The organism is Pantoea sp. BAV 3049, assembly GCF_009765445.1.
In the GTDB taxonomy this organism is placed as follows: domain Bacteria; phylum Pseudomonadota; class Gammaproteobacteria; order Enterobacterales; family Enterobacteriaceae; genus Erwinia.
The window spans coordinates 2,935,358-2,951,713 of the sequence record NZ_WHOY01000031.1 but is presented as its reverse complement, the minus strand read 5'-3'; the positions used below and the strand labels follow the sequence as shown (position 1 = coordinate 2,951,713).

14 protein-coding genes and 2 pseudogenes are annotated in these 16,356 nt (G+C 55.6%); 10 read left to right on the top strand and 6 right to left on the bottom strand.

Features of this window, described 5'->3' with window-relative positions; all coding sequences use genetic code 11:
• Positions 1 to 103 precede the first annotated feature (103 nt).
• Together bglX and GSQ70_RS14790 are read left to right on the top strand one after the other, a co-directional pair.
• Entirely contained in the window at positions 104 to 2,401 is a 2,298-nt protein-coding gene (gene bglX, locus GSQ70_RS14795) for a beta-glucosidase BglX (protein WP_158783248.1), read from the top strand.
• 90 nt (positions 2,402 to 2,491) lie between these two features.
• On the top strand, positions 2,492 to 3,364 hold the full coding sequence (locus tag GSQ70_RS14790) for an oxygenase MpaB family protein (protein ID WP_158783247.1): 873 nt from the start codon (positions 2,492 to 2,494) through the stop codon (positions 3,362 to 3,364).
• A gap of 82 nt (positions 3,365 to 3,446) precedes the next feature.
• On the opposite strand, the gene GSQ70_RS14785 is transcribed toward GSQ70_RS14790, so the two are convergent.
• Positions 3,447 to 3,755, bottom strand: a complete 309-nt coding sequence (locus GSQ70_RS14785; RefSeq protein ID WP_158783246.1) for a hypothetical protein — start codon at positions 3,753 to 3,755, stop codon at positions 3,447 to 3,449.
• 425 nt (positions 3,756 to 4,180) lie between these two features.
• On the opposite strand from GSQ70_RS14785, the gene GSQ70_RS14780 reads away from it, so the two are divergent.
• The 4 genes from GSQ70_RS14780 to idi all read left to right on the top strand — a co-directional run bounded on the left by GSQ70_RS14780 (position 4,181) and on the right by idi (position 9,037).
• Positions 4,181 to 5,290: a suppressor of fused domain protein gene (locus tag GSQ70_RS14780; protein WP_158783245.1), complete on the top strand. Its 1,110-nt coding sequence runs from the start codon at positions 4,181 to 4,183 to the stop codon at positions 5,288 to 5,290.
• 138 nt (positions 5,291 to 5,428) lie between these two features.
• Entirely contained in the window at positions 5,429 to 7,324 is a 1,896-nt protein-coding gene (locus tag GSQ70_RS14775) for a methyl-accepting chemotaxis protein (RefSeq protein WP_158783244.1), read from the top strand.
• Positions 7,325 to 7,410: 86 nt separating this feature from the next.
• Positions 7,411 to 8,364 carry a nickel/cobalt transporter gene (locus GSQ70_RS14770; RefSeq protein ID WP_158783243.1) on the top strand — a complete coding sequence of 318 codons (954 nt, stop codon included), beginning with the start codon at positions 7,411 to 7,413 and terminating at the stop codon, positions 8,362 to 8,364.
• A 130-nt stretch (positions 8,365 to 8,494) separates the two neighbouring features.
• Positions 8,495 to 9,037, top strand: coding sequence for an isopentenyl-diphosphate Delta-isomerase (gene idi / locus GSQ70_RS14765; RefSeq protein WP_158783242.1), 543 nt, complete (start codon positions 8,495 to 8,497; stop codon positions 9,035 to 9,037).
• Positions 9,038 to 9,408: 371 nt separating this feature from the next.
• Here the strand turns inward: idi and GSQ70_RS14760 are convergent, their stop codons facing one another.
• Positions 9,409 to 10,887 carry an MFS transporter gene (locus tag GSQ70_RS14760; RefSeq protein WP_158783241.1) on the bottom strand — a complete coding sequence of 493 codons (1,479 nt, stop codon included), beginning with the start codon at positions 10,885 to 10,887 and terminating at the stop codon, positions 9,409 to 9,411.
• A 221-nt stretch (positions 10,888 to 11,108) separates the two neighbouring features.
• Between GSQ70_RS14760 and GSQ70_RS14755 the strand changes: the two genes are divergently transcribed.
• Genes GSQ70_RS14755 through GSQ70_RS14740 form a run of 4 tightly spaced genes read left to right on the top strand, consistent with a single transcriptional unit; the run spans position 11,109 to position 14,885 of the window.
• On the top strand, positions 11,109 to 12,029 hold the full coding sequence (locus GSQ70_RS14755; protein ID WP_158783240.1) for an ABC transporter substrate-binding protein: 921 nt from the start codon (positions 11,109 to 11,111) through the stop codon (positions 12,027 to 12,029).
• Positions 12,030 to 12,068: 39 nt separating this feature from the next.
• Positions 12,069 to 13,229: an ABC transporter permease gene (locus tag GSQ70_RS14750; RefSeq protein WP_158783239.1), complete on the top strand. Its 1,161-nt coding sequence runs from the start codon at positions 12,069 to 12,071 to the stop codon at positions 13,227 to 13,229.
• Positions 13,226 to 14,158, top strand: coding sequence for an ABC transporter ATP-binding protein (locus tag GSQ70_RS14745; RefSeq protein ID WP_158783238.1), 933 nt, complete (start codon positions 13,226 to 13,228; stop codon positions 14,156 to 14,158). Before GSQ70_RS14750 ends, GSQ70_RS14745 begins: the two co-directional genes overlap by 4 nt.
• Before the next feature lies 1 nt (position 14,159).
• Positions 14,160 to 14,885, top strand: coding sequence for an ABC transporter permease (locus tag GSQ70_RS14740; protein WP_158783237.1), 726 nt, complete (start codon positions 14,160 to 14,162; stop codon positions 14,883 to 14,885).
• On the opposite strand, the gene GSQ70_RS14735 is transcribed toward GSQ70_RS14740, so the two are convergent.
• The 4 genes and pseudogenes from GSQ70_RS14735 to GSQ70_RS14720 form a co-directional block, all read right to left on the bottom strand.
• Positions 14,872 to 14,976 carry a protein YohO gene (locus GSQ70_RS14735; protein ID WP_158783236.1) on the bottom strand — a complete coding sequence of 35 codons (105 nt, stop codon included), beginning with the start codon at positions 14,974 to 14,976 and terminating at the stop codon, positions 14,872 to 14,874. The two genes, GSQ70_RS14740 and GSQ70_RS14735, sit on opposite strands and share 14 nt — an antisense overlap.
• Before the next feature lie 81 nt (positions 14,977 to 15,057).
• Positions 15,058 to 15,300, bottom strand: a pseudogene (locus GSQ70_RS14730) (DUF3833 family protein); the annotation flags it as partial.
• Between the two features lies 1 nt (position 15,301).
• Positions 15,302 to 15,613: pseudogene (locus GSQ70_RS14725) on the bottom strand (FAD-dependent oxidoreductase); the annotation flags it as partial.
• 2 nt (positions 15,614 to 15,615) lie between these two features.
• Positions 15,616 to 16,332 carry an SDR family NAD(P)-dependent oxidoreductase gene (locus GSQ70_RS14720; RefSeq protein ID WP_158783235.1) on the bottom strand — a complete coding sequence of 239 codons (717 nt, stop codon included), beginning with the start codon at positions 16,330 to 16,332 and terminating at the stop codon, positions 15,616 to 15,618.
• Positions 16,333 to 16,356 lie beyond the last annotated feature (24 nt).

Sequence of the window (16,356 nt, the reverse complement as noted above, 5' to 3'; positions counted from 1 at the left end):
TTGAAAACTACCTGCTATCCTCAACTTATGGCACACTGAATGCCTTATGACCTTGTCACTCAATAAATCCTTGCCCCGCAGTTACTTGAGAGAAACCGCCCTGATGAAATGGATTTGCTCTGTCAGCCTTGCTGCCGCCTTAACGTTACACCCTGCTTTTGCTGACGACTTGTTTGGCCCACATGCTTTAACCCCGGAAGCCCGCGATGCGTTTGTGACGGATCTGCTGAAAAAAATGACCCTCGACGAGAAAATTGGCCAGCTCAGGCTGATCAGCGTCGGGCCGGATAACCCGAAAGAGGCTATCCGTGAAATGATCAAACATGAGCAGGTCGGCGCCATTTTTAACACGGTTACCCGTCAGGATATCCGGGCGATGCAGGACCAGGTGATGCAGCTCAGCCGCCTGAAAATTCCGCTGTTTTTTGCCTATGATGTGGTGCACGGCCAGCGCACGGTATTTCCAATTCCGCTTGGCCTTGCTTCCAGTTGGGATCTGGACGCAGTGGCTGCAGTGGGGCGTATCTCCGCGTATGAAGCGGCAGATGATGGCCTGAACATGACCTGGGCACCGATGGTGGATGTCACACGTGAACCCCGCTGGGGCAGGGTTTCTGAAGGATTTGGCGAGGACACTTATCTGACTTCGCAGATGGGCCGCACCCTGGTGCAGTCCATGCAGGGCAAAAGTCCGGCCGATCGCTACTCGGTGATGACCAGCGTCAAGCACTTCGCGGCTTATGGCGCGGTGGAGGGCGGGCGCGATTACAACACGGTGGACATGAGCCCGCAGCGTCTGGCTCAGGATTATTTGCCGCCTTACAAGGCTGCTCTGGACGCCGGGAGCGGTGGCGTGATGGTGGCACTGAACTCGCTGAATGGCGTCCCGGCCACGGCGGACAGCTGGTTGCTGAAAGACCTGCTGCGCGATGACTGGAAGTTTAAGGGCATTACCATCAGCGATCATGGTGCAATCAAAGAGCTGATGAAGCATGGCGTGGCCAGCGATCCGCAGGACGCAGTGCGCATTGCGATTCAGGCTGGCGTCAACATGAGCATGAGCGACGAGTACTACAGCAAGTACCTGCCGGGCCTGGTGAAAAGTGGCGCGGTAAGCGAGAAAGAGATCGACGATGCCACCCGTCACGTGCTGAACGTCAAATATGATATGGGGCTGTTTAACGACCCGTACAGCCACCTGGGCCCGAAAGGCAGCGATCCGGCTGACACCAATGCGGAAAGCCGCCTGCACCGTGCGGAAGCCCGTGATGTGGCACGTAAAAGCATCGTGCTGCTTAAAAACCGTCTTGAAACGCTGCCGCTGAAAAAATCCGGCACCATCGCGCTGATTGGCCCACTGGCCGACAGCCAGCGTGACATCATGGGCAGCTGGTCGGCTGCAGGTGTGGTTTCACAATCGGTGACTGTGCTGCAGGGGCTGAAAAATGCCACCGCAGGTAAAGCCACGGTGCTGTATGCCAAAGGTGCTAACATCACCGACAACAAAGGGATTCAGGATTTCCTGAATATCTATGAGAAAGCGGTGACGGTTGGCCCGCGTTCGCCAAAAGAAATGCTCGACGAAGCGGTTGCCACAGCGAAGAAATCTGATGTGGTGGTGGCTGTAGTGGGTGAAGCGCAGGGCATGGCGCACGAAGCCTCCAGCCGCAGCGATATCACCATTCCGCCAAGCCAGCTGGCGCTGATCGACGCGCTGAAGTCCACCGGCAAACCGCTGGTACTGGTGCTGATGAACGGCCGTCCACTGGCGTTGGTCAAAGAAAATATGCAGGCCGATGCACTGCTGGAGACCTGGTTTAGCGGTACAGAAGGGGGTAATGCCATTGCTGATGTGCTGTTTGGCGATTACAACCCGTCGGGTAAACTGCCAATGTCGTTCCCACGCTCGGTCGGTCAGATCCCGATTTACTACAATCACCTGAACACCGGTCGTCCGTATGATGCGAACAAGCCTAATAAATACACTTCGCACTACTATGATGCCGCCAACGGTCCGCTGTTCCCGTTCGGCTATGGTCTGAGCTACACCACCTTCAAGATGTCGCCTGTTACCCTGTCATCGAAAACCATGCCGCGGAACGGCACGGTCAATGCCAGCGTGACGGTAACCAACACCGGTAGCCGCGAGGGGGCAACGGTCGTGCAGATGTATCTGCATGACGAAATGGCCAGCATCAGCCGTCCGGTAAAAGAGCTGAAGGGCTTTAAGCGCATTATGCTAAAAGCGGGTGAGACGAAGACGGTAACCTTCCCGATTGATGTTCAGGCACTGCAATTCTGGAATGCAAGAATGCAGCAGGTGGCTGAGCCGGGTAAATTCAACGTGATGATCGGGCTGGATTCTGCCCGCACCAACAACGCGGAATTTGAGTACCTGTAGCAGGGTCTGCACAGGGAAGTCTGACTCCTGAGTCACTTGAGGGACGATGTTGTCGTCCCTTTTCTTATTTGAAAATAACCAGGTAGCATTATGTTGTCGGTTCGCGACAGAATTCAGCAGCAGATTTTTCGCCTGAACGGTCTGGCAAGCAATGATTTCGACCTTTCCCGACCGGAAGGCGACCCGGGCCTGTATGGCCCGGACAGCGTTATCTGGCGAGTGCACGGTGACTTTTCTTCCATGCTGTGCGGCGGCATCTCGGCCTTGCTGATGCAGATGCTGCATCCGCTCGCGCTGGCCGGGGTGTGGGACCACTCTACCTTTCGGGAAGATATGATGGGCAGGCTGCGGCGGACCAGTCAGTTTATCGCCGTGACCACCTTCGGCAATACCGCTGACGCCAACACGCTGATTGAACGGGTGAAGCGCATCCATCTGCAGGTAACAGGCATCGACGCAATGGGCACGCCTTATGCCGCCAGCGATCCCGCACTCCTGACATGGGTACACGTGGCGGAAACCAGCCGTTTCCTGGCTTCTCACCTGCGTTATAAAAATCCGCAGTTCAGCCTGGCAGAACAGGATCGCTACTACGCCGAAGCTGCCGTTGTGGCGGAAGCGCTGGGTGCAGCAAATGTGCCGAAAACGGTACAGGCGGTGGAGGGTTATCTGCAGTCGTTACAGCCAGAGTTGCGTTGCGACGAGAGGACGCGGGAAGTGTTAACCCTGTTACTTCAGGCCCCCGCGCCGAGCTGGCAGGCAGGCCCGGCGATGCACGCGATGATGATGGCCGGTATTGAGCTGTTGCCGGAATGGGCGCAGCAGCAGTTCGGATTTCGTTTCTCTCCGCTAAAGCGCATGCTGATCCGCAAGCGCCTTAATTTTCTGGCTGCGCTGCTCCGCTGGTGTATTCGCAACGGCGCATATCACCGTGCGATGAGGCGGGTGGGAAGGGAGGCGTGAAGATCCTGGTTTTATGGATTTAATACGGCGAGCAGAAAAATGTTCTGCTTTTTGTTTTTATTTTCGTGGGTGAATTTTATTTTTAAATTTCTAACGTAATGCTCAGTATACATTTTGAAGTATCCTTTAATGATATCCAGTCGTCAGGATCTTTCCTGTAGCTTTCCATTGCATATTGTCGTGCTAAAGAGTTGCTTACTGGCAGGTTTGAAATTAACTCAGTTTTCGTTTTTTCTTCATCTGTTGTACTGGTGTCGATCCTCATTGTTGTATACATTTGTTCCGTCATCTCTATTCCCGTGCCTGAAATTGGGATTTTATAATTATTTTCCTTAACGACATCGGCCAGCGCGAAGTTTGTCATTATCATCACTAAAATTAAATATTTCATTCCACGATTATCTCCTTGTCATGACTGTCCCAGATTTCTTTTCTGAACTCATAGTCTGAAACAATGCAACCATTAGATGCGGTGCCCGGATCTTTCCTGCTATCACCGTGGATCAAAAATCCGGCACGCCCACACATTTTTATGACGATGGCAGAGGGCAATAAACACTATCGTGAATCAACTGATGCCGTTATTTAATCTTTTCCGGAAAGTTTTTAGTTCATTTTGTGAAAGAGATATGGGCAAACCCTTCCTCAGGCACAGGGTGTTAGTGAAGGTTTGATGCAGTTCGCTTCCTGGTTTGTGTCACGTTGTTTACCGGCAAGGGGGTTTTGAGACTTTTACCCTTGCTCTGACGTGGCACAACGGGACATCCTGCTCTATTCTCCGGAAAAAGGGATCCCTCCACCCACCGTCGAGGCTTTATGACACAGTCGTATCGGATTGCTGAGGTGACAAATCAGCAACAAACGCTAATCGCCATGGTTGAACAGGATGAGCGTGCCGCTTATTTCTACATCTGGCCCGCAGAGCCTTTTCGCAGCCAGTTTGCCGTGCGCGGCTGCTGGCTGAGAAATCTGCTGCCCGCGCCCGCGCATGAAGATCGTGCTGCGATGGAGCAGGGCATCCCGCCACTGCTCAGCGCGGAATTTTGCCGCACGCTTGAAGCGGAACCAATACTGGATCCTGCGGGACTCCAGGTGATCTGGGAGCCGACCGACGACGGTGCGGCGCTGTGGTATCAGGGCCAGCTGCTGGCGGTGATCCCCGGCTGGAGCCTGTATCAGGATAAACAGGTCAGCTTTTCGGCAGCCTGCATTAAGGAAAACTGCCTGACTGCGCCGCTGGGGTCGGCCTCCACTAATGGCTACTACGCTCAGGCGGAAAAGCATCGCCTGTTCTGGCGTGACTGGCACGATGGTCACCTGTGGGAACCGATGCAGCACGATATGCTGCAGTGCTATCAGGCGCAGTTCGGTGAATCCTTGAAATATTACTCTGTAGACCAGGGTAACTGGCCGCCGATGGCGATTTCCCAGCATTATCATCAGGGAAGCTGGTACTTCCTGACGCTGGGGATGAGCATTCGGCCGATGCCGGGCGTGGATTTTCTGTACGAAGATCTGGCCCCGCAGTATCGCCGCACCGAGCTGGCAATGGCGATTGATGCGGAAGTGATGACCGAAGAGAACGCGGTGCAGATGGCAAGTGCACTGGCAAGCTTCGCGCATTTCCCCTGGGCGCGTCTCAGCTGGCTGGGGGAAGGACACACGCTGGAGTCAGCCGTGGCACCGGTTGGCTTTGAAGGTTTTCTGCTGTCAGGCGAGCTGGCTGAGCAAGGCGGTCAGTTCACTTTGCCAAAACGTGAAGGGGAGAAGGTTAATCTTCTCTGGGCGACGCCGGTCACCACTGCTGAACGTGAATTTGCAGAAAACGATGATAACGGCGGCAATCTGCTGGTCAGCCGACTACGCGAGGCCGGTGGAAACCATATTTTCAGACCTCGCCAGCAAGTTGTTGAATCACAGAACTAACTGCTGTGAGTGGATTTATAAGGATTACTTTAGCAAAATAATTCTCTAAATATTGATCCAGATCACCTCAAGTTATTTTTTAACGAGCCGTTAACTCGATCAGGCAATTGTGCCTGATTGAGTTGAGTGGGGCTCACCATGTTGAAAACTACCCAGGGCAGATTTACCCTCCTGATCGTCGGCTTCTTTGCGTTGCTGCTGCTGATCACGGTTGTGGTCATTAAAATCTTTGTTGCGCCCCAGCTTACGACCAGTGAGAGTCGGCTGGTGCGTTATGAAGTGGACAGTATTGGTTCACGTATTACCGAAATGATGAACCGTATCCAGGCTCAGCAGCGCAGCATCACCGAATCCGTGGCGGTGCTGGACAGCACTGGCATTGATACGGTTCTGCCCGCGCTGGTTAACCAGTATCAGGACGTTAACGTCTTTGGCGGCGGCGTCTGGCCGCTGCCTAAAATGCGCGATCCGGCGAAGAATAAATTCAGCACCTTCTTCGCTCGCGACAGCAGCAATACCCTGCAGGTGAATACCTTCTGGAACTCAGCCGAAGCCCCGAATTATTACGAACAGTCCTGGTATAAAGACGGGCTGGCCGCCGCAAAAGGGCAGTGTGCCTGGGCGAAAGCCTATCAGGATGCGGCAAGCCCGCAGCCCCGTACCAACTGCGCAATGGGCATTTACCGCAATGGTGCAGCCTGGGGCGTGGCGACCATCGACGTGACGCTGGGCTTCTTTAACCATCTGGCGAAAGAGATGGGGCAGGCGGTACAGGGTCAGGTACTGATTGTCGAAGCCGACGGCAAAGTCGTGGGCGATGCCAGCCTGGTGGATGCCGCGCCCAAGCTTAGCAATCTGAGTGAGCTTTCCATACCGATGGCGGCTCCACTGCGCGCGTTACTGGGCAGTGCCGGGTCTGAGCCTTCACAGAGCAGCTATGAGGGAGAAGACGGTAACCATACGCTGTTTGTTCAGCAAATCAGCGGCAGCCCGTGGTATATCGCCAGCGATGTTCCTACCGCGCTGTTGTCGAAACAGACTAATTCCATCCTGACCCGTCTGGGTCTGGTGCAAATCCCGCTGGCCATCGTGCTGCTTCTGGTCCTGCTGGGCTTTATCCGCACGATGATGAAACGTCTCGGCGGTCTGAACGACAATATACTGGCTCTGTCTACTGGCGGTGCTGACCTGACGCAGCGTTTACCCGCCAGCGGCAGCCCTGAGTTCAACGCGGTTGCGCAGAGCTTTAACAACTTTATTGAGTATCTGCAGGGCCTGATGCGTCAGGTTGGTGACAGCGCACTGGCGATCACTTCGGCTTCTAAAGAGATCGCCAGCGGTAACCTCGACCTGTCAGCTCGCACTGAAGAGCAGTCCAGCTCTATTGTGGAAACGGCCGCATCGATGGAAGAGCTGACCGGCACCGTGCGACAGAACGCCGATAACGCCACCCATGCTAACCAGCTGGCGGGTGACGCTTCGCGCGTGGCAGAACGGGGTTCCAATGTGGTGAAACAGGTTGTGACTACCATGGGCGAAATTAACGCTTCTTCCCGCAAGGTGGTCGATATTATCGGCGTCATTGACAGTATCGCCTTCCAGACCAACATTCTTGCTCTTAACGCCGCCGTGGAAGCTGCGCGTGCCGGTGAACAGGGGCGTGGTTTCGCGGTGGTGGCTTCGGAGGTGCGCAACCTCGCCCAGCGTTCAGCCAATTCTGCCCGTGAGATCAAGAAACTGATTGAAGAGTCGGTGGCGAATATCGACCAGGGCAGCCAGCTGGTGCAGGAAGCAGGCAGCACCATGGATGAGCTGATGAATGGCGTCAGCAGCGTGACCACGCTGATGGCCGAAATCATGTCGGCCAGCCGTGAACAGAGCATGGGGATCGATCAGATCAACACCGCCATTAACCAGCTTGACAGCACCACCCAGCAGAATGCCTCACTGGTGGAGCAGGTCTCTTCTGCCGCTCAGGCGATGGAAGAACAGACGGTCCAGCTGGAGCTGGTTGTCAGCAGCTTTAAACTGTAAGATAAGGCCCGACGCAGGCGCGTCGGGCTTTTCCCACGGGATCGCACCTTCAGAACGCGCCATGGATAACATTTGCGGGTTCGCCTATGCACTCTTCCGTTCTGAAACAGCACCCTGTTTACACCGTTTCTCTTTTGCTACTGGTCTGCCTTGCGCTGGGCCTGTTCAGCTTTTACTGGGCTGATTTTGTTCAGGCCTGTATCGCCTTCCAGATTACTATGCATCGCTACCTGGTGATGTATATGCTGCAGCAGCAAAGCGGGCAGATTAAAGGGGGCGTTATGCTGGTGCTCGGTGGCTTCGTCTACGGTTTTCTGCATGCAGTCGGGCCTGGTCACGGTAAATTTGTCATTACCACCTGGCTGGCTACCAGCACGGAAAAAGTAGCAGCCAGTCGGTTGGTTACCCTGATGGGCAGCCTGATGCAGGGGATCACGGCGATTGTCTTTGTCTGGATCCTGGCGGTTATCTTCAACCTGTCCGCAGGCGACCTGAGCCTCAGCCGTTATTACGTGGAAAAGGGCAGCGCGGTGTTTATAGCCTTGTTTGGTATTGCATTGCTGCTGCGGGCTATGGGGCTGAAAGTGAGCCTGTTTCAACGCAACAGCAAGCACAGCGATCGTGCGCATGCGGAGAATTGCTGCTGCGGACATAATCACCTTCCCACAGCACAACAGCTGGAGGGCGACTGGAAAACCCGCCTGTGGGTGATTTTCTCCATCGGTCTGCGGCCTTGTAGCGGGGCGATATTGATTTTGATCTTTGCCAACGCGATAGGCTTTTATCGTTGGGGCGTGCTGGCAACCCTGAGTATGGCGGTGGGCACCAGCCTTTCCATTATGTTAATCGCTACCATGATCACCCATACCCGCAACCACCTGCTGCTGATGAATCAGGGCTGGCTTTCGCGGTTTGCCAGTCGTGCTTACAGTCTGACCGCACTGATCGCCGGATTGTTGCTGATATTTTTCGCTTTTGTGCTGTTCTTCTCGGTGATACCGGTCAGCGCCAACGGCGATTTTATCGCTGCAGGCTGTTAATTCAGAAGGCGTTTAATGTGACTAAATGGGGCTTTCAACGGCACCTTTTGTCACATAATTGCACGATTTTATGCAGCCATAAGGCCGGAAGATATGCCACAATATCTGCGATTAGTCTTAAGGAGTACGCATGTCTGCAATCGAAGTTATCCTGGTTGATCGCCACGATCGTCCCATCGGCAGAATGGAAAAGCTTGAAGTTCACCAAAAAGGGTTGCTGCATCGCGCGGTCACCGTTTACGTGTTCAATTCACGCCACCAGCTGTTATTGCAACAGCGTGCGAACGATAAATATCACTGTGGCGGCCTGTGGAGCAACACCACCTGCGGTCATCCCTATCCGCAGGAATCAACCCAGCAAGCGGCAGAGCGCCGGCTGCGCGAAGAGATGGGGCTGCACCTGACGCTGCATCCGATGTTTGAGCTGAGCTACAACCTGCCCCTGAACAATGGCCTGACCGAACACGAATACGGCCACGTCTATTTCACCTTCAGCGATGAGTTGCCGCAGCCCAATCCGCAAGAGGCTGAGGGCTGGCGGTATGCTTCACTGGCGGAAATACAGCAGGAAATCGATCGGCACCCCGAGCGCTTCACTCCCTGGTTTCTGCACACCTTTGCCCGCATCCCCGTCGAGTTCGAGCGCTTTACCGCCCAGCGCCTGGCTGGCTAGCCTGAAGAGTCCTCGATAAAGATCTCCATCCGGTCTGGCAGGCAAAGAAATTCGGTCAAGTCCGGGGCCCAGTGCCGGATCAGCGGATACTCCGAGGGATCGCTGTGAATGACTCTTTTACCGGCCCGCATTTTGACCAGAGAAGGAAGATCGAGACTGGCTAACGTTATTTCAGCTTGAGTGATTAGCTGACTGTGACGAAATAAAGTTAGAGGCATGACGGCGATAATTTTTTGATGACATCACCCCTCCTCTGAATATATTGCATACATTGAATATATAGCAGTCAGGGATGGGTTATCTGATAAATGAGCGTCTGAGGCGAGCGTCAATGATGGCCAGCAGCAGTGCTACCGGCCAGGGGAGTGGAATCAGTGATTCTGTATGGCAAAATCCTCAGCGTCTACATCATACCCTGAAGGCTCCCAGCGGAAGGCCAGCAGCGCAGTCAGTCCTGCCAGCGGAGCCAGGGCAATCACCCAGAATACGTTGGTGCTCAGTGCTGCCGACAGCAGCGGGAACAGGAACAGCGATACGGTTGAGCTGCCTCGCATCAGCGTCTGGTTAAAGCCCACTCCCACGCCGCGCAGTGAAGTTGGATAGCTCAGTGAAGCGAAAGTCATGGTATGTGAACCGGGACCAAAGCCCTGGCCCAGCAGGAACAACGCCAGCATCGCAATCGAAATGGCCGCCTGGCCGCCATCCGCCGGTTTCCCGACCAGCGCCAGTCCAATCAGCGCCACAAACTGGAAGCTGTAGCCGAGCACCGTCATTTTCCACGCGCCGAAGCGCGGAACCAGACGTACGGCCAGGATGCCGCCGACAAAGGCAAACAGCAGGTTGAGAGTCAGTGAGATCAGAATGGTGGTCAGCATTGACTGGGCCAGGAAGCTGGAGATGATCACCGGCAGGCCAAAGGCGACGGCATTGTAGGCAAACGCAGAAGCTATGGCGGTAACGGTCGCCAGGATAGTGCGACGCAGATACACACCTTTCAGCAGCTCGCCGTAATTGCGCCAGCTGGCTTTTCGGACCGGTGTCTCTGGCGACAGGTCGGCATCCTTTGCCACCTGGGCATTGATGCCGTAAGAGTTTCGCAGAATCGCGGCCGCATCGTGCAGGTTTCCCTGATTCGCTGCCCAGACTGGCGACTCGCTCATATAGCGGCTGCGTATAGCAATAATCAGAATGGCCGGAACCGCCCCGAAGCCGAGGATAATGCGCCACAGCAGGCCGGAGTGCGCTTCAGGCAGTACCGAATAGAAAAACAGCACCAGCAAATAGGAAATGGAGATGGCGGCATACCAGGTGGGGCACCACATCGCAATGCTGGAGGCTTTATTGCCGCGCCCCTTAAGCTTCGAAAACTCGGCAAGGAACGCCATTGCCACCGGCAAATCAATCCCCACGCCCAGTCCCATCACAAAGCGGGCACCCGCCAGCACATATTCATTTGGCGCAAAAGCACAGGCCAGAGCGGCAACCACAAAGAAGAACATATCCGCCATAAAGACGCGATAGCGGCCAATTTTGTCAGTAAGGTAGCCGCCGATCATTGCGCCGACAATAGCTCCGAAGGCAATCGCCGAAGCCACCATTCCGGCACCGGTGGGTGACAGACCAAATTCGCGGGTGACATCTTTCATGCCGAAGGCCAGCGCCCCCAGATCGTAAGCGTCGAGGAAAACACCGCCCAGCGCGATACCGATCACAATCCGCGCATTGCTGCGGGCCTGGGTGCTGGTGTTCACCAGATGAGAGACGTCGGCAGCCCGACGAATGGTGACGGGCTCGCCCGTCGGTGTGTTCCCTGCCATGGACGTCGGCGCGGAAGAAGTTAAATCAGTCATGATGTTGTGTTCGTTTTATAAGAATAAGCCCAGAGAATACTCTCGCCGGCCACAGACATAAATTCCAGCTGGTTATAACTTAAAACTAAATGGTCATTGAAAAGAGCGGCCTTAAATGGGACACCTTTTGAGCACAGGGTGAGTGGATTTTAATCGTCTGGTTTAAGCCGATCAATTATTGGACTACGCTTGATACTAAACTGGCGAAAAGGAAAAGAAAAATGACCAAGATAACGGGACGGAGTGGCACGATCGCGCTGGCTGTTTTGCTGGCGCTGGCAGGGACCGCGCAGGCGGCAGATCCGGTAAAAGTGGGATCTAAAATCGATACTGAGGGGTCACTTCTTGGCAATATCATCCTGCAGGTACTCGACAAGCATGGGGTGAAGACCATCAACAAAGTTCAGCTTGGCACCACTCAGGTGGTTCGCGGTGCGATCACCTCAGGCGAGCTGGATATCTACCCGGAATACACCGGCAATGGCGCTTTCTTCTTCAATGATGAGCACGACGCGGCGTGGAAAAACGCTCAGGCTGGCTATGAGAAAGTGAAAAAGCTGGATGAAGAGAAAAACAAACTCACCTGGCTGACGCCTTCACCGGCCAACAACACCTGGACTATTGCCATCCGTGGGGATCTGGCAGAGAAGAACAAACTGACTTCTCTGGACGATCTCAGCGCCTACCTGAAAAAAGGCGGGGAGTTTAAGCTGGCCGCCTCGGCAGAATTTATCGAACGTCCGGATGCTTTACCGGCCTTCCAGAAAGCCTATGGCTTTAAGCTGAAACAGGATCAGCTGCTGTCGCTGGCCGGGGGAGATACCGCCGTAACCATCAAAGCCGCGGCCCAGCAAACATCCGGCGTGAACGCGGCGATGGCTTATGGGACCGATGGTCCGGTGGCGGCGCTGGGCCTTCAGACGCTGACCGATCCAAAAGGCGTACAGCCGATTTACGCACCGACGCCGGTGATCCGCGATGCCGTGCTGAAAGAGTATCCGCAGATTGCTGACTGGCTGAAGCCGGTCTTCGCCTCTCTGGATGAGAAGACCCTGCAGGAGCTGAATGCCAAAATCGCCGTTGAGGGGATGGACGCGAAAAAAGTGGCCGCAGACTATCTGCAGCAGAAAAAACTGCTGTGATTTTTTGCCCGGGCCGGGCGGATATTTTGCGGGGGAATTTTGCGCTTCACTATTCATAACCGCGTCGTGCTGACGCTGGCGATCCTTCTGGTGGCGGCTGCGGCCGCTTTGCCATTTCTGAATTACGCGCCAAACAGGCTGGTTTCAGGTCAGCCGCTGCCTCTGCATCAGCTGTTGCAGGGGGACGGGCTGATGCTGTTGCTGCCTGCGGTGTTGTTGGGGGGGATGGCGTTTCTGCCGCAAACCCGCTCCGGGTTAGCACTGATTGCGATCATCAGCGAAATATTGTTTATTGCGCTGATTGCACTTGGCGGCCATGAAGCCAGCACGCTGGCTGAGAAGGGCAGTTCGCTGGCCCGCACCTCTTACGGCAGTGGCTTCTGGCTCTCAGCCGGGCTTTGCCTGCTGATCGCGGCGGATGCCATCAGCCGGGTGACGCAAAGTGCGCTGTGGCGTCTGTTGCTGAACGGGCAAATCTGGTTACCGGTCATTGTTTTATTACTCAGCGGCCAGCTCGATCAACTGGCGCTACTGAAAGAGTACGCCAACCGTCAGGAGGTTTTCGATGAAGCCCTCTCACGTCATCTGCTATTGCTGCTCGGCACGCTGCTGCCAACGCTGATTATTGGTATTCCGCTGGGCTGGTATTGTTATCGTCATCCGGCGGGGCAGTCGCCAGTGTTTGCCCTGCTGAACGTCATCCAGACCGTCCCTTCCATCGCGCTCTTTGGCCTGCTGATTGCGCCTCTGGCCGGATTGTCACGCGCTTTTCCGGCGCTGGCTGAACTTGGTGTCAGTGGTATTGGTATGGCACCGGCGCTGATTGCTCTGGTGCTCTACGCGCTGTTACCGCTGGTGCGTAGCGTGGTCACTGGCCTGCAAAATGTGCCGAAAGAGGTGATCGAAACCGCCGAAGGCATGGGGATGACTCGCGGGCAGATATTCTGGCATGCCGAAGTGCCGCTGGCGCTGCCGGTACTGCTGACCGGGCTGAGGGTGATCACCGTCCAGACCATTGGCATGGCGGTGATAGCCGCGTTAATTGGTGCCGGGGGATTTGGCGCGATCATCTTTCAGGGGCTGCTCAGCAGCGCGCTGGATCTGGTGTTGCTGGGCGTGACCCCGGTGATTGCGCTGGCGGTGATTGCCGATGCCCTGTTCAAATTTTTGATTTCAGTTATTGAGGCGGAGCGCCGATGATCAACTTCAACCAGGTGAGTAAACACTTTGCCGGAAAACCCGCAGTCAGCGACTTGACGCTGAATATTGCCAAAGGGGAGTTCACTGTCCTGATCGGTACGTCTGGTTCCGGAAAGTCGACCACGCTGAAAATGATCAACCGGCTGATCGAACACGACCAGGGCACCATCCAGTTCGCCGGGGAGGAGATCCGCAGTTTCAATCCGCAGGTGCTGCGTCGCAGAATGGGTTATGCCATTCAGTCAATTGGCCTGTTTCCCCACTGGACAGTGGAAAAAAACATCGCCACCGTGCCCGCTCTGCTGAACTGGTCGAAACAGAAAATCGCCGATCGGGTCAGTGAGCTGCTGGCACTGCTAAATCTCGATGAGCAGTTCCGCCATCGCTATCCCCATCAGCTGTCTGGCGGGCAGCAGCAGCGTGTCGGCGTGGCCAGGGCGCTGGCGGCCGATCCCGAAGTGCTGCTGATGGATGAGCCATTTGGCGCGCTCGATCCGGTCACCCGTGCGGCCTTACAGCAGGAGATTGTACGTATTCATCAGCTCTCCGGGCGCACCATTGTATTGGTCACCCACGACATTGATGAAGCGCTGGCGCTGGCTGACCGGCTGGTGCTGATGGATGGAGGCAGAGTGGTGCAGCAGGGCACCCCGGTTGAATTGCTGACCCGGCCAACCAATGAGTTTGTGCGTGATTTCTTTGGCCGCAGTGAGCTGGGCGTCAGGTTATTGTCGCTGGGCAATGCGGGGGCAGCTGCGCGCCGTGGCGAGTGGCTGGAAGAGGACGCGATTCCGGAAACCATGACGTTGCGCGAAGCGCTGTCGCAATTTATCGCGCGGCAAACCGATCGTCTGGCGGTGGTCGACAGCTGTCAGCAACCTCTCGGCGTGCTGCACTTCGCAGACCTGCTGCGGCAGCGGGGAAATTAACATGTATCGGATACGCGACCCTCTGTTGTGGTTGATCGCGCTGTTTATTGCGCTGCTGGTGCTGATGCCTTACAGCGGGCCGCTGTTTGCCCACTGGTTCCCGCAGCTTGACCGGCCGCTCTATCAGCAGGACAGCTTCCTGCAACTGGCGCTGGCGCACATTGAGCTGGTGGCGCTCTCCAGCCTGTTCGCGGTGGTCATTGGTATGGGCGCTGGCATTCTGGTGACCCGTCCGGCGGGCAGAGAATTCCGCTCGATGGTCGAAACGCTGGTGGCTGCAGGGCAGACGTTTCCCCCGGTTGCGGTGCTGGCGATTGCCGTGCCGGTGATGGGCTTTGGTGAGCAACCGGCCATTATTGCGCTGGTGCTGTACGGACTCTTGCCTGTATTGCAGGGAACCATTGCCGGGATTGGCGCAGTACCGGCCAGTGCGCGGGAAATTGCTGAAGGGGTGGGGATGAGCCCGTGGCAGATTTTGTGGAAAGTGGAGTTGCCGCTGGCGGCTCCGGTGATCCTTGGCGGGGTCCGTACTTCAGTGATTATCAACATCGGCACGGCAGCCATCGCTTCCACGGTGGGAGCTAAAACGCTGGGAACGCCAGTGATAATAGGGCTCAGCGGTTTTAACACCGCCTACGTCATTCAGGGAGCCTGCCTGGTGGCGCTGCTGGCGATCGTGACTGACCGCCTTTTTGAACGCCTGCTGCGACAGTTTAAGAACGGATAAGAATGGTGTAGCCGGTCAGCATGACGCCGCCGATGCCGCCAAGCGCCATCATCAGGAAAATACAGATCACACCAATTTTTTGCCAGTTCATGCCCTTGCCCGTTTGTCTGAAGCTGAAAGAGGGCAAAGTATATCGCCTTTCGCACCCGCGGGTTAAGCCTTTGCTGGCTTTTTATTGCCCGGCTTCGCGCTCTTTGTTAAAGAACAGCGTGGCGCGGGCCACTTCGATGCCGAACTTTTTCATTGAAGTGACGTTCATCAGGTGCCGGGCATCCTGCTGGTAAATCCAGTCGTCAAAGTTCAGTTTGTAGCTGCTGGAGTCGGTTTTCACCGTCATGGTGTAACGCCAGTTGAAAGCGTTGCCTGCCGCATGTCCCTGCGCTGTGCCAATAATATCACCCGCCGTTCCCACATAGCAGGCTGTTCAGCGAGTGGCCGTTATACTCCAGCCCGCTCTGATTATTTCGCACCGAAAAGCTCATTTCCGTTGGCTTGCTCTCCAGACCCAGCTCGGCCAGCAGCGAGAGAAAGCGCGGATAGGTACGATCGTTAAAGACGATAAAACCGGTGTCGATAGCATAGTGTTTGTCTGCCCCCCTGATATCTACCGTAGCGGTATGACCGCCCAGCGTATCGCCTGCTTCAAACAGGTGAACTTCCGCACGGGAAGCCAGCTTCCACGCGCAACTCAATCCGGCAATGCCACTGCCAACAATGGCTATTTTCACTCTTACCTCGCTATCTGCTGGGTGAGAAGACGCTGGATAGCATTCGGCAGTCGTGAGGTGATGCGCAGAATAATGGAAAAGAGACGCGGGAAGGCAAATTCGGCCTTGCCCTTCGCCAGCCCATCACGGATATAGCGTGATGCCTGCCCGACATTGATCATCATCGGCATGGCAAAATCATTGCGCCTGGTCAGTGGCGTATCAACAAAGCCGGGCTGCACCAGACTGATGGCGATTTGCTGTCGTTTAAGGTCCTGAGCCAGGCTGCGGGCGAAATAGGTCAGCGCGGCTTTAGAAGCGCCATAGGCTTCGGCGCGGGGCAGGGGTACCAGGCTTGCAGTCGAGCCAACCAGCGCCACACGGCTGCCGGGGGCCAGCTGAGGCAGCAACACATCCAGGCAGTTGACCGGACCACTGAAGTTGGCACTCATCACCCGGTGGACTTTCTCTGCTTCCACCACGCCATGATTAAGGTATTCACAGGTTCCGGCGCAGAGGATCACCAGGTTAGCGCTTTTGCCGTCCAGCGCGCGGCGGGTTTCCGCCAGGTCAGTGATATCAAATTCGCACAGCACCATATTACTGAATTTTTCCCGCAGGGTTTCGAGCTTTGCCCGGTTACGTCCGCAGGCGGTTACGTGCCAGCCATCGGCGGCATAATCAAGGGCCAGTTGATAGCCAATTCCGGAGCTTGCGCCAGTAATCAGTACCCGTTTCATGGTGTTAACCTCTTTTTAAGCTGT